The organism is Pandoraea pnomenusa (assembly GCF_040391475.1).
GTDB classification, from domain to species: domain Bacteria; phylum Pseudomonadota; class Gammaproteobacteria; order Burkholderiales; family Burkholderiaceae; genus Pandoraea; species Pandoraea pnomenusa_C.
The window spans coordinates 1-13278 of record NZ_JBEBXS010000031.1; the positions used below are offsets into that span (position 1 = coordinate 1).

At 64.9% G+C, this 13278-nt stretch carries 13 protein-coding genes; 9 read left to right on the forward strand and 4 right to left on the reverse strand.

The window, feature by feature from the left end:
- Nucleotides 1-31 precede the first annotated feature (31 nt).
- From ABWO90_RS22385 to ABWO90_RS22400, 4 genes are all read right to left on the reverse strand, one after another.
- Complete coding sequence (locus ABWO90_RS22385) at nucleotides 32-595, reverse strand: hypothetical protein (RefSeq protein WP_353193428.1); 564 nt, start codon at nucleotides 593-595, stop codon at nucleotides 32-34.
- Nucleotides 596-973: 378 nt separating this feature from the next.
- Nucleotides 974-2458, reverse strand: a complete 1485-nt coding sequence (locus ABWO90_RS22390) for a caspase family protein (RefSeq protein WP_353193429.1) — start codon at nucleotides 2456-2458, stop codon at nucleotides 974-976.
- Nucleotides 2459-2492: 34 nt separating this feature from the next.
- The gene (locus ABWO90_RS22395) at nucleotides 2493-4289 is read right to left on the reverse strand and encodes a SulP family inorganic anion transporter (RefSeq protein ID WP_353193430.1); all 1797 of its coding nucleotides are present in this window, start codon (nucleotides 4287-4289) and stop codon (nucleotides 2493-2495) included.
- On the reverse strand, nucleotides 4286-4660 hold the full coding sequence (locus ABWO90_RS22400; RefSeq protein WP_353193431.1) for a hypothetical protein: 375 nt from the start codon (nucleotides 4658-4660) through the stop codon (nucleotides 4286-4288). The genes ABWO90_RS22395 and ABWO90_RS22400 overlap by 4 nt, the downstream gene beginning before the upstream one ends.
- A gap of 295 nt (nucleotides 4661-4955) precedes the next feature.
- Here ABWO90_RS22400 and ABWO90_RS22405 point away from each other — a divergent pair, with 295 nt between their 5' ends.
- The 9 genes from ABWO90_RS22405 (at nucleotide 4956) to yddG (ending at nucleotide 13277) form a co-directional block, all read left to right on the forward strand.
- Nucleotides 4956-5774 (forward strand): hypothetical protein, encoded by an 819-nt coding sequence (locus ABWO90_RS22405; RefSeq protein WP_353193432.1) that lies wholly within the window; start codon nucleotides 4956-4958, stop codon nucleotides 5772-5774.
- A 2-nt stretch (nucleotides 5775-5776) separates the two neighbouring features.
- On the forward strand, nucleotides 5777-7345 hold the full coding sequence (locus ABWO90_RS22410) for a hypothetical protein (RefSeq protein WP_353193433.1): 1569 nt from the start codon (nucleotides 5777-5779) through the stop codon (nucleotides 7343-7345).
- Complete coding sequence (locus tag ABWO90_RS22415) at nucleotides 7320-8252, forward strand: glycerophosphodiester phosphodiesterase (RefSeq protein WP_353193434.1); 933 nt, start codon at nucleotides 7320-7322, stop codon at nucleotides 8250-8252. The genes ABWO90_RS22410 and ABWO90_RS22415 overlap by 26 nt, the downstream gene beginning before the upstream one ends.
- Nucleotides 8253-8395: 143 nt before the next feature.
- Nucleotides 8396-8830 carry a T3SS (YopN, CesT) and YbjN peptide-binding chaperone 1 gene (locus ABWO90_RS22420; RefSeq protein WP_353193435.1) on the forward strand — a complete coding sequence of 145 codons (435 nt, stop codon included), beginning with the start codon at nucleotides 8396-8398 and terminating at the stop codon, nucleotides 8828-8830.
- A gap of 62 nt (nucleotides 8831-8892) precedes the next feature.
- Nucleotides 8893-9657: an RNA polymerase sigma factor gene (locus tag ABWO90_RS22425; protein WP_353193436.1), complete on the forward strand. Its 765-nt coding sequence runs from the start codon at nucleotides 8893-8895 to the stop codon at nucleotides 9655-9657.
- Nucleotides 9654-10301: a hypothetical protein gene (locus tag ABWO90_RS22430; protein WP_353193437.1), complete on the forward strand. Its 648-nt coding sequence runs from the start codon at nucleotides 9654-9656 to the stop codon at nucleotides 10299-10301. Before ABWO90_RS22425 ends, ABWO90_RS22430 begins: the two co-directional genes overlap by 4 nt.
- Nucleotides 10302-10577: 276 nt before the next feature.
- Nucleotides 10578-11354, forward strand: coding sequence for a hypothetical protein (locus ABWO90_RS22435; RefSeq protein ID WP_353193438.1), 777 nt, complete (start codon nucleotides 10578-10580; stop codon nucleotides 11352-11354).
- A gap of 90 nt (nucleotides 11355-11444) precedes the next feature.
- Nucleotides 11445-12233, forward strand: a complete 789-nt coding sequence (locus ABWO90_RS22440; RefSeq protein ID WP_353193439.1) for a DUF4852 domain-containing protein — start codon at nucleotides 11445-11447, stop codon at nucleotides 12231-12233.
- 138 nt (nucleotides 12234-12371) lie between these two features.
- Nucleotides 12372-13277: an aromatic amino acid DMT transporter YddG gene (yddG, locus tag ABWO90_RS22445; RefSeq protein ID WP_353193440.1), complete on the forward strand. Its 906-nt coding sequence runs from the start codon at nucleotides 12372-12374 to the stop codon at nucleotides 13275-13277.
- Nucleotide 13278 lies beyond the last annotated feature (1 nt).

Below are 13278 nucleotides of genomic sequence, written 5' to 3' on the forward strand. Positions count from 1 at the left end.
GCGCCTCATCTGACGGATTGCTGGTGACGGATTACGCGTCGGACGTCAGCACGTTGTACAGGGCCTGCGCACGCACTTCGCGCAGGCTCTTCGCCAGGTAATACTTTTTCGTGCCGTAGACAATGCGTACGTAGTAACCCTTCTTCGCACCGGAGCGCGCCGAAGCGTTCGCCATACCTGCGGCGAGATTCTGCATCGTGGCGCCGACGGCCGCGCCCGCCATGCCCACTGCGCCCGACCCGACGTAGACCGAATTGCTCGTGACGATCGGCGTATTCGCGAATGAGTTGCCGAGTTCGATCGACGAGACCTGTGCGGTGTCATACGATTTGTCGCCCACGATCAGCTTGCCGTTGATCAGTTTGACGACCTGCGTCTTGCGGTTCGATTTGAAGGCGTAGACGACCAGACCGACCATGCCTGCTGCGACGAGCAGGAAGAAGTGCATGCCCAGACCCATCATGAAGAAGATGAAGGCGGAAAGGCATCCCATGAAGATCGGGACCAACGGCGGATTGTCGCCAGGGATGGAAATGACGATGCCGCCGTCGACACGCTCGACGTTGACCGGATTTTCGGCTTGGATTTCTTTCATGATTTATCTGGCGTTGAATTGGTGGTTACCTGCTTGTGCGGCCGTGCCCCGGCACCGCCGTCCCCCGTCATGCAACCGATACCGCCCCGCCACGAGTGCATGCGTCGCGCCGATCGGTTGGCGGCCGATTATAGCGACGGCATAAGTCGGTTTAATTGCCGGATTGCGTGTCGAATCAAAATACAACAGCGCCCCCTATTGTTAATGACAGGGTGCGCCGTTGACTGTTTCGGATAGCGAATCGATCCGATGAATTTCGCCTGTCTTTCAGGTCAACTTTATGTTGCATCTGATAGAACATATTCGCTTTTCGGGTCGCCGCTTCATGCCGAAACTTAAAAAACGAACGGAATTTGGAATTCTTGGCTTCAGGGCGTTTCAACGGCCGTATTGCTGCTGCGTCTGTTGCTGTTGGCGGCGAAGCGAGTCGATCATGATCGATGCAGCGTCGGCCCAGTTTTGCATGCCGTTCGCGTCGCCCTGACCGCGTGTTGCACGCACCTGCGCCAGATCGAGACGTGCGCGCGTGTAGTCTTGGGATGCCGCGCGCGCCAGCCACTTCTCGCTCTCGGCATAGTCGCGTTGCGCGAGCTTGCCTTCGAAGTAGATCTCGCCGAGCAGTGTCTGCGCAATCGGATACCCGGTGTTCGCCGCGCGCTTGTAGAAGTTGACGGCGGCTTTGCCGTCGCGCGACACGCCGTAGCCATTCTCGTAGATCATGCCGAGTGTGGTGAGCGCTGCCGCGTCATTGCCGCGCGCCCGCAGTGCGGCAATGTCGTTGCGGTCGGCGCGCTGCGCCGCCTGCGTGATACGCGCTTCGGCGTCGTCCCAGGCGTTGGCGCGCTGTGTCTGCGGATTTTGCAGCGGGGCTGCCGGTTGCGCATTCGCATTCTCGCGAACCTTCGCCAACTGATCGGCCAGATACGGCGGCACGTGGGGCACGGAGGCAGCGCTGCCCGACGGGGCGACGGGGGCGCTTGCCGACGCGACGCCGCGTGTTGCCCCGCCGCGCGTTGCATCGGAGGTCTTGCCCGAAGGCACGTTGGAAGCGACGAGGAACTGTGCGCCAAGCGGCACGTCGCCGATCAGGCCGCTCGAAATCCACGGACGCTGCTGTCCGCCCGTGAGCTCTGCCACCTGCTGCTGCACGAGGTCGAGCGTATGCTTGATCGTGGCGCCGGGCGTCTTCATGTTCATCGCCAGGTAGTAGGCGAACGGACTGTTGTCCGCAGCGCTACCGAAGTTGCCGAAGTTGCGCATCGAATCGTAAGCGGGCGCCTGATCGGCCGTTGAAAAGGCGATCAACTCGCCCTGTCCCACTTTTTCGGGCTTGAGTCCCGGACCGGCATTGCCGCGCGAGGGTACGCGGCAGGCATCGATCACCGCGATGAACGACGTGGGGGCCGAGGGCATGACCTTGCTGCGCACATAGCCCAGCCGGAGGGCGCGCTCGAGAAGAATAGGGCGCGTCATGGCGCGAATGGGCACTCCGGCATGCACTGGCACGAGGAAGTTGTCGCCACCCGACTCGAAGCCATGACCTGCGAAATAGAAGAGCGACACCTGCGCCCCCTTCGACGCCTGCGCCAGCCAGGCCACCGCTGTCTTGAATTCTTCTTGCGACACATCGGTCGTCACGCGCGTTTCGAAGCCGAGCTGGCGCAGCGTATCGCCAATGAGCTTGACGTCGTTCGCCGGGGCGATGAGTCGGTCGGCACCGTCGTAGCTGCTGTTGCCCACGACGAGCGCGACCTTGCGTGCGGGCTGTGGCGCGGGGGCGGCCTGGCTCAGGGTCGGCGACAAGCACGGCGCACACAGCAGGACAAGGGTCAGGCCGCGAAGCAGCAAGGAGATCATGGACATGGTGACTTGAACACGTTCGGTGGGGACTGCGCCGTCAGGGCGTGAGCGGCTGCGGGGCGACAACCCCATCGGCCACTGCGGGCGTGCCAGGCCACGGCACGACGATCAGACGTGAGTGGCCGACGAAATGGGGCAGTGCCTGCGTCATCGGGTGCGCCGGCGCAAATGGATGCGCGGGATGCGATGTTGCGTCGCGCCCGGCCGGGACGCGGAATCGCACCTCGGCATGACGCGCGGCGCAGAACTGGGCGAATTGGGCGAGCGCGCGGCAGGCCGTGAGATCCGTGCGGACGACGCCCGCGAGGTCGAGTACGACGGGCAGCGGCGGCAACGCGCTCAGCGCAACCCCGGGGTGATCGCGCTCGCGTGCCGCGTTGGCGTCGTCCACCTGCGCGAGCAAGGGTTCGACGACGGCGCTGTCGACGTTGTAGGCGAGCAGGGCACCGCCCAGCGTGGCGACGAGGCCGTCGTCATGTTCGTCGCTCGGGGCCACCGTAATGGTCAGGCGACGCGGCGTGGGCCAGGCGATGAGGGCCCCGAACACCGCGCCCACACCAAAGCCGACCAGCGGCTGGCCCGAGGCGAGCGTGGCGACGAGTTCGAGCGTGAACAGCCACATCGCGGCGCCGAACAGCCGGCGTGGCCGCGCGTCGGAGAAGGCATGACGCGTAATGGTGCGCGCACCCTCGTCGATCATGTCGAGCGACATCACGATCACGACCACCGCGACCGCGAGCTTCGGTAACATGGCCACGAGCCCGACGCCGGCCGTGAGCGCGACGCAGACAAGCGCGGCGTGCATGACGGCTGTCCAGCGGGTTTGTGCGCCGCTGGTAATCGCCATGTTCGAGCGCGTGACCGAGCCGACGTTGGGCAGCAGTGCGAGCGCGCCGAGCAGTGCATTCACCGCGCCGAACGCGAGCAGGTCGCGGTCGACGGTGCCGCGTCGCAGTGTGAGCGACTCGATGGACGACACCGCAATCACGGTGTCGAGCGAGGACACGAAGCCGATCACGAGGCCGTAGCCGATCGTCAGGGCCAGCGCATGCGGGCTGATGCCGTGCAGCAGGTCGAGCCAGACGCCGGTGTCGACGGGACGCCACGCCGCAAAATCGAGACCGGCCACGCCGATCAGGCGACAGGCAGGCGAGGGCGCCGGCAGCGCGCGCAGCGCTAGATAGTACGTGCCGGTCGCGACCAGCATGGCAACGAACAGCGACAGACCGACGGGCAGCGTGAGCCTGCGTCCCGTGCGCGCCATGCGCTGTGCGAACGCACGCCATGCGAAATGGCTGGCGATGCCGAGTCCGGCGATTGCCAGCGTGACGACGCCCCAGTCGAGCGTACAGCGCACGAGGAAGTTGACCTGATCGGCCACGGCGAGCCCGGCTACGCCGAAGATCAGCCCGGAGAGCACCGGCGCGGGCACCTTGCGCACGAACGACCCGCCGTGACGCAGGCCGATGATCATCTGCATCAGCCCGGAGATCAGCACCGCCACCCCGGCCAGCGCGAGGATCGGTCGCATGCCCTGCGCCGCCATCGCCGGATCGGCAACCAGCGCCCCTACCAAATTCGATAGGAAGAGTGTCGACGCGACGCGCGGACCCGATATCATCGGCCGCGTACCGGCGCCCAGCGCGGCAAGGGCGATGCCGATCACAGCCGTCAGGATACCGAGCAAAATGCCGAACGCGGCTGCTTGCGGGCCAGGCAAAGGGGAGGTGGCTTGTGCGCCGAGGGCGATGTATTCGGTGGTGCAGCCGAGCGTAACGACAAGCGCGGCAAGTGCCTCCAGGCCCCAGCGCACGGGACGTTGCGGCGAGCTCATGCGCGGCATTGCGGGTTGGCGGCCACACGGGCAACGCCGTTGGCGCGGGAGGTGGCTTGCAGGGCGTCGTCGAGCGACAGCGCAGGGAAGTGCAACTGCCATGCGCCGTTTTCGTTGGGCCCGTAGGTGACCACGGCGCCGTATTGCGTCAGGAACTCGTTGAGGTTGGCGAGCGAAGCCTGGGGGCCGAACCAGGCCTGGACTTCACCGCAGATGCCGTCGCTGGCACCGCGACGGGCGGCTTCGCCGTGGCTGCCACTCAATGTCGCGGCCGCGTGGCCCAGACCGAGGGTGAGGCCGGCGAGCGCCAGCAGCAGGGCAAGCACGAAAGCGGTCTTGCTGTTGATCCAGTCGGCAATCGCATCGAACACGTTCGCTCTCCCCAGGCAGCGCGGCGGTGGCGCGCATGGCGTGAGAGCACGGTCGGCGCCTTGTTTTGAGTGCGCCGAGCATAGCAGAGAATGCGAGGCCGAAAAATACCGTTGCGTGTACAACACGGGCGTGGCGCCCAGTCCGTATCGTCATCGTTTCGGTAGTTTCGATGTGAGAGAATCGGGCGCCAGATTCAGACATCAAACAACAAGAATGACACGAATTGAACACGGGAAGCGCGGTGCGGGCTGGGGTGCCCGCACGGCAATGCGGCGCGCAGGACTGCTGAGCGTCATGGTCATGACTTTCGCGCTCGGCGGTTGTGCCGTGACGAAGAACAGTCAGGGCACCACGGTCTACGGCATCGATCAGGCGAGCCTTTTCGGCACGGTGGTCGACACCTTCAAGCTGGCCGACGGCTCGGAAGGCAATCTGCGCCGCAGCAATGGTCAGTACTCACTTAAGCTCGAGCGCTACATGCGCGTGCTGCCGTTGCAGAATGCAATCACCGCACGCGTGGTACGCAACGAAGTGGTCGGCGACCGCTCCGTTGTGGTGGTCGAAACGCAGGAGCGCAACTGCCCGTTCAAGTATGTGCTGTACGCCATTCAGGACAGCGATGTACTTGGGTGGACGTTCGGCAACTGCGCGGACCGTCCGCGTGCCGACCTGATCGACCAGGGACGCGCGCTCGTCTTCGACTTCCCGGGCAACGGCCGCCTCGTGCGCCACACCTATACCGACAGCCGTCTGCTGCAATCGGCCATCCCGGTGCCGCCGGGTGTCGACGTTCGTCGCAAGCCGTTCGCCGATGCGTCGCTCAAGGCCGTCGACGACCCGGCAGACGCCAACCGCTTCGTTCCTGCGCCGCCGCAGACGGCCGGAGCGGCGGCGAACAGCAATCCGCAACCCGGGCGTCATGCGCCCGCACGCCGTCAGGCGCGCAACACCGGGACGACCGCACCGGCCAACAATGCGCCGGCACCGAATACGCCCACGACCGTGGCGTCGTCCGGGCGGACCGTGCCGGGGTTGCCGAGTGCCCCCGGCGCCGGCGGGCTGACGTTTGGCGCCGAAGAAGTCAAACCCGTTCGAGTCGACCTCCGGAACTGATCGTGCGCAATACCCTGCTGAAACAGACGGCGTTTCTGATTGCCCTCACGCTGGTCTACCTGACCTTCGAACTCGGCTTCAACGGGCGCCTGCTCGACGTGGTGGGCGGCACCGCCACCATCGACGATGTGCATCACATCGAAGTCTACGGGCGCACGCTCTCGGGCATTGCGGCGGCGCTATTCGTGCTGCAATGGCTCATGGGCAAGCGCACCAGGCGCGGGAAGGATGGCGGCAAGAAGTCGCCAGGTCTGGGGACCATCGGCATTGCGTGCCTGGTGACGATCGTCGTGGTGTACTTCGCCATCAAGACCTTCGTCGATGTGCTGGTGACCACGCGCGACGCCGAGTTCCGTCGCATTGCAGCCAACACGATTCTGTTGCAACGCTCGCTTGTCGAGGGACGTCTGCAACTGGACGGGCTGACGGGCAGCGACATGGTGTTCGCCAGACCGCAGGGCAAGGCGTTTCTGGCGCTGTTCCCGGTGTTGGCCGTGTCGGTCGACCGGCTCGACGAGAAGACCCGCGCGGTCAAGGCGACGCTGGTGCGCGAAGCGGTGCGCCGCGAGATCGGCGGCGCGAAGGGCTACTACGACAACTACCGCGACGCGATGAAGCGGCTGCACGACGACTGGAGCAAGTACGCCGCGATCATCCCCGACAGCGATTCCGGCCTGCTCGCCGAGCAACAGCGCGCGTGGAACGACTATCGCGCCCGCTTGTCGCGCCGTGGCTGGCAGCCGGAGACGGTGCCGTTTTACGCACGCGGCAAGGTGAGCGCGAGCGTTCGCCGCGATCTGCCTGCGCTGCCCGGCAACTGGCATCCCAGCGACATCGTGTCGTTCTATCGTGCGGTTGCGGTGAAGTACCGTCAGGCGGCTGCGCGCAAGGTTCATAGCGTGGAAGTCGGCGGCGAGACGATTCCGCCGGGTCTCTCGTATGACGCCTTCGTGGCCCGTGCGGGCGTGCAGAAGGAGCTGCGCAAATCGCTAGGCCTGCCCGCGAGCGCCACGGTGCAACCGTCGTACGCCAGCACCGAAGCATTCGGCCAGTTGTTCGACGCCTTCTCCGACGAGCAGGCGCGCTTGCAGATGAGCAAATACGATGCGAAGCCCGCCGACTTCGAGAATGGCGGCAAGTACGCGCAGGAAGGCATCGACGCCACGCGGGCGGCCATCGTGCCCGCGGTTGCGCTGTTCTTCTCGCTGCTGGGAGCCATCGCACACTTCTCCAAGCTGCTGTTCCTGAGCGCCAAGTGTCTGATGCTCACGCGCACCGGCCCGGACGGCGAGTTGAGCCGCCGCGCCTCGCGCACGGCGCTCGCCGTGCTCTTCTGCGCGATGATCGGGGTGTGGTCGATCCTGTCGGTGGCGTCGAACGACATTACCCGCAGCGACTTGTTCGGCCAGATGATGTCGTGGGCGCGCACGGGGGCCTCGGGCGGTCGTGCGCTGACCAACATTGCGCATGTCGTCGTGGTGGGACAGGGCTATGGCTATCCGCTCAACGAAGCGATTCGCAAGGATATTCTGCAAGGGCTGAACTATGGCTATCACCCGGCTGCGCACTAACGCCGCCGCGCTTGCGCTGACGGTGCTGGCGGCGGTGACCCCGCCGTTGTCTGCCGCCTGTCTCGGCATGCAGATTCACGCGCATCGCGGCTCGGCCGCCGACCCCGAGAATTCCGGTAGCGCGCTGCGCAGCGGCTACGCTGGAAAATGGGACGGTGTGGAGACGGACATGCAGCAGTTGTCCGACGGTACCTGGGTGCTGCATCACGACTTGCGCACGGGCCGCTCGGTGCTCGCTGGCGCACCGCGTCCGGTGGCCCAGCTCACGAGTGCCGAGTGGCGTGCCGCACGCATGACGCTCAACGGCAGGCCGACTGCCGAGGCGCCGCCGTTTCTGTCCGATGCGCTTGCCATCGCAAGCCGCTATCCGGGCAAGACGCTCAACGCGGAAATCAAGGAAGTCGTCGGCAACTGCGCACCGATTCAGGGGCTGGTGGCGCAGATGCGCCAGGGCATCTCGCATGGCAACTGGTTCCTGACGTCCGGGCTGTTGCAGAACCTTCGCTGCGCGCGCACGGCCGATGCCCAGGGGTACATGGGGCTGATCGTGTTCGATGGCCGCAACGCCGAAGCGGCGGCGTCGAACCGATGGACGAAGATGATTGCGAAGCACGCCAAGGCCCCTGTGCTCGACCGGAACTGGATGAACCGGCTGGTCGCCGAGCTGGGTCTGCCAGCCGGCATTCACGTCGACGCGCGCACCATGGACGCCAACCCGGCTCTGCTGGCGGACGCCACGGCCTCACGGCTGGCTGTCTTCGCCTATGCGGTGCAGGGCGACGCCGCGCTGGCGGACGCCATCGGCCGGGCGCACGCGCGCACCGGGAAACTGCCGAGCGGTGCAGTGATCGATGGCGACGCCGACGCCTTTTGTCGTCGCGTAGCGAGCACGACCGGCCTGCACTGAGTCGGCTTGACGTAATACCTTTCCGGTTTCCCGCTTCTGCTGCGAATAGGGGATGTCGGCGCCTTGCCGCCAACCCGTCGGCCACTGCCGGCGGGTCTATCCCGATCGCATTCGGATCCGTCTCGGGTCCTTAGGAGCCAGCCATGCATCACGCCATTCCGACCTTGCTCGATTACTTCAAGCGCGAGGGCTATGTCGCCCATGTGGACGACGACGGCGACATCGTCTTCAAACGCGAGGGCATGAATTACGCCTTGTGTTTCGATCGCGAGGACCCGGAATTCTCCAAGTTGCTGCTGCCCAACGTGTGGTGTGTCGATACGCCGGAGGAGCGGGCGTTCGTGTTGCACGCCATGAACGAGATCAATCGTCGCTACAAAGCCATCAAGATCCACACCGTGGACGACCAGGTGTGGCTGGCCGTCGAGATGTGGCTCGTCGATCAGGCCGATTGGACGGTGCACCTGCCGCGCGCGGTACGGGCGTTGTCGCATGCGTTGTTCCGGTTTGCGGAGCAGATGCGGATCTCGGTAGAGGAGGCACGTGGGGCCAATGAGACACGGCGGCTGAATCACTGATTCCGGCGGGGACGGTACGGCGCGGATCACGTAGAATTCGCGCTGGACTACGCCCTGCCCGCATGAAAAGCGACGACATCGACAACGAAGAACTGACGCGCCTGCTGCGCAAGTTCGGTAAAGCCGGAGACCGCAGCCGCGAGGCGCTTGCGGCACACCGCAAATTCTACGATCACATTGCCCGTGTGCTCGACCGCCAGGCATTGCAGGCGACCAATTACAACGAAGACCTGGCCGTTGCCGCAGTGCAAGACGCCTGGCTGCGCATTCTGCGCAAGGCCGAGACCTACGATCCGGCGCGCGCTACGGTCAAGACATGGGTCAAGGACATCACGTACAAATGTGCGATCGATGTCCTGCGCAAGCATTACAAGCACAATCGCAATACCTCCCTGTCCAATGAGGATGCCGCGTCGGCTGAGGCCGACGGCGACGCCGCCGCCGCCCGCACCGGTGCGGGCCACTGGCTCGCGCCCGTTTCCGATCCCGATGAGACTGCCTGCGATCTGCCGTCTCCCGAAGACCGCGCCTACGGTTCGCAGTTGGAGCGCGTGATGCGCGCCTGTCTCAATACGTTGCCGACCGGCGACGGGCCGAACTACCGGCTGGCGATGGAGCTCACGCTGGAGGAAGAACTGAGCTACGCCGACATGACGGTGCGCTTGCAGGAACAGACACCGCCGGGGGTTCTCATCAATGCCGAACAGGTCCGCGGCTGGGTTCGGGCAGCCACGCAGCGCATGCGTCGATGTGTGTCGGCGAAACTCGGCTGGACGCGTCCGAAGCAGGGCGGTACGGCCACGGATCAAGAGGAGACGCGCGCATGATGCACGACGATCTGGAACGCTTCCGCGCGTTGGCTCTGCTGTATGTCTGCGGCAAGCTCGACGACACCGAGTCGGCATGGATGAAACAGCAATTGGTTGCGCATCCCGAATGGCAGGCGGCGCTCGACGAGGAGCAGCGCTTCGCGGACGCCACGCGCGAGGCCATCGATGCGAGCTACGCCGAGCGTCGTCCGCTGGTGGCATTCGACGAATTGCCTACGCTGGCGCCGGAACGCGGCGCGCCGTCGTTGGCGGAGCGCCTGCGTGCGTGGTGGACGCGTCCGATACCGCGCGGCTGGGCGTTCGCCTCCCTCGCGGCACTGGTGCTGGTGGCCGGTACACAGACGATGCGTCTGGCCGAAATGGCATCGACGTCCGACGACAATGGGGCAAGCGCGATGCGCGGCGCACCGGTGTCTCCGGCCCCGGGTGTGCCGATGCTCCAGGTGATCTTCCGGGACGGCACGACCGTTGCGCAACTGCGCAAGGCGATCGGCGATCTGCAGCTCGATATCGTGCGCGGTCCGGATGAGGACGGCGTGATCTGGCTCGCTGTGCCCACGGGGAACGCCGCGAAGGCCCTTACCGATCTCGAGGCGACGGGGCTGCTGTCATACGGCGAAGTGGTGGACGACCCGCACTGACCGGGTGGCGCTGTCGCGCATCGACACGCAGGACCAAGGGGGCTTCGGCCCCCTTTGTTTTTTTGTCCGTGCGTCTGTCGCGTAGCGCGGGGATTTCGCCCGCGAAAATATTTCTCAGATTCTCTTCCGGTTTTACCGGGTCGCTCCGAATAGGGGGTATCCGCCGCGATGCTCGATGAGCCCGGCGGGCAACGGCGCGGGCCCGTGAGACGGCCGTGCGCTTGACCCAACCCCTAGGCGTGCCGCAGATGCGACACCAAGCACTGGAGAGAAACGATGAACCAACGTGGCAAGATCCTGCGCGACACGAGCACCGGCCCCGGCCTTGTCAGCATTGCCGGTCGCCAATATCCGTTCACCCTGGAAGGCGTGTGGCAGTCGGAGCAGGCCCCTGCTGTGAACATGACGGTCGATGGGCTGATCGACGAAGCGGGCCAGTTGGTGCAGCTGCGTGCGGTCTCCGATAGTCAGCTCGCCCGCGAGGCGACCGACGAGGCGCTCTCCGCAGTCAAGCAGCGCGGCAATGCGCTCGTGGCCCGCTTCGGGGCGCGCACGCTCGGCGCGATGGGATTGCTGGCCGTGGCCTGGTTCTTCCTGAACACGATTACGGTGCAGGTGTCGTCGAACTACAAGGTCGGCATTTCGCTGTGGAAGCTGTTGGGCCTGATCAATGCGCCGGGCGGCATGATCAACGCGCTGGGCGGCAACGGAGGGAGCGCGGGCGTGTACGGCGTGGTCGCCGTGGTTGCACTTCTCGCGCCGCTGGCCCCCTACTTCGTGCGCGATCCGCGTGCGCATCTCGCAAATCTGTTGCCGCTCGTCTTCATGGTGGCGCTGATGGCCGGCATCTACATGAATATCAGCGACGGCATTTCGCAAGCGCAGGGTGCGGCAACGATGTTCGGCGGCAAGCAAGCGGCCGATTTCGCCAGCGAACTCGTTCGTGAAGCGCTCAAGGCCGTGTCGATCGGGCTGGGCGGTTATCTCGCCGTGCTGGTGAGCCTGTACCTCGCGGCAACCGGTGTGCTCGGCTGGACGGCGGCCAAGCGCTGAGTCGCACTGGCGACCGACATCGACTTCACGCGTCATTCCGACCCACGAACGCAATCGATTTCCGAATATTCCTCGATAAGGATGCCCATCATGCATACGCACACGCTCGCACTGCAACGTACCTTCAAACATCTTGTGCTGACGACGGCGCTCGCCGCAGCGGCGGTCGGTTTGTCCGCCTGTGGCGACAAGGCGCCGCAGGGCAAGCCCACCGCCGATACCGCACCCGCCACGCCGAATCTGGCCGACGCGACGTCGCCGCGGGCGGTGGCCCAGGCGCAGCAACAGGCCGCACAGGCGGCGCTGCCCAAGGGAGATCCGGCCACGCCCTCGTCGAGCTACGTCGAATACAACAGCGGCAATCAGTTGATGTTCGCGTACCTCGCGCTGGCAGACATGCCGGTCGACTACGATCAGATCGCCAATCGCATGTCGCGCGACTACGCAGGCGCGAACGACGAGTTCCGCAAGCGCGATCTGCTCGCAGCCCTCAAGCCCCGGATCGATCAGGCGGTCGCGCAGGCCAAGGCACAGCGCTACTTCCGCATTACTGTCAGCAATCCTGTCCAGAAGTACGACTTCGAGAAGAAGAGCTTCCCGCTCGATAGCTCGTTGTGGGAGAGCGGTTCGTTTCGCTATTTCTACGACAACGGCGAGTACCGTCTGAGTTTCAGCAATGGCGATGGCTTCCGCTATCTTGTGGTCGCCAATGAAGACGCCGCCCGCAACATCGAGTCCATGCGCGCGCGTGGCGCGGCGCCGACGCTGGTGGTCTATGGCTACACCCAATCCGCGGACATGTCGAACAAGGCCGTCAAGGCACAAATCGTGAAGGTGGCGCTGGTCGATCGTCAGGGCAACGTGTTGGCCGAGCAATAATCCGGCCGCTATCACTCAGGAAGCGCTATCCCGTATCAGCTCGCTATACTTCCCCCTCGGCCCGTTCACGGTCATGGCGACGATCTGTCGCCCTGGCGTTGAGCGGGCCACCTTCAACACGGATGCAGGACGGGGAGCATGGATAGCAAGCGACGGAACCGGGCGACGCTGATCGGATTGTTGGCGGTCGTGCTGTGGAGTTCGATCGTCGGACTCATTCGCGGTGTGAGCGAGAGCTTCGGACCGACGGGGGGAGCCGCAATGATGTACACGGTGGCCTCCGTGTTCCTGCTCGTCTCCGTCGGCTTCCCTAGTCTTAGGGCATTTCCGAAACGCTATCTGTATCTGGGTACGTTGCTGTTCGTGGCCTACGAGTTGTGCCTGTCGTTGTCGATCGGGTATGCCAATACGGCACGCCAGGCGATCGAGGTCGGGATGGTCAACTATCTTTGGCCGACGTTCACCATGATGGCGGCGATCGTCTTCAACCGGCAGCGCGCCAGCGCCTGGGTGATTCCGGGATTCCTGCTGTCGATGCTGGGCATCTGCTGGGTGCTTGGCGGCGACCGGGGTTTCGACGTGGCGGAGATGGCGGCCAACGTGCTCGACAACCCGCTGAGCTACGGATTGGCGTTTGCGGGGGCTGTGATCTGGGCGGCGTATTGCACGGTGACGACGCGCTATGCCGACGGCAAGAACGGCGTGACGTTTTTCTTCATGCTTGTCGCGGCGTCGTTGTGGGCGAAGTACGCATGGATGGGCGGCGAGCCCATGCAGGTGAGCACGTTGAGCATGGTCTACCTGCTGCTGGCGGCTTGCGCGATGGGCTTTGGCTATGCCGCGTGGAACGTGGGCATTCTGGGCGGCAATGTGACGCTGCTCGCGGGGGCCTCGTACTTTATTCCGGTGTTTTCGGCCGCGCTCTCGGCAGTGTTGCTGCGCGCGCCGTTGCCGTTCTCGTTCTGGCAAGGCGCGGCGATGGTGTGCGGCGGCTCGATACTCTGCTGGATCTCGACGCGCTCGCGAGGGCGGGCGCCACTATAGG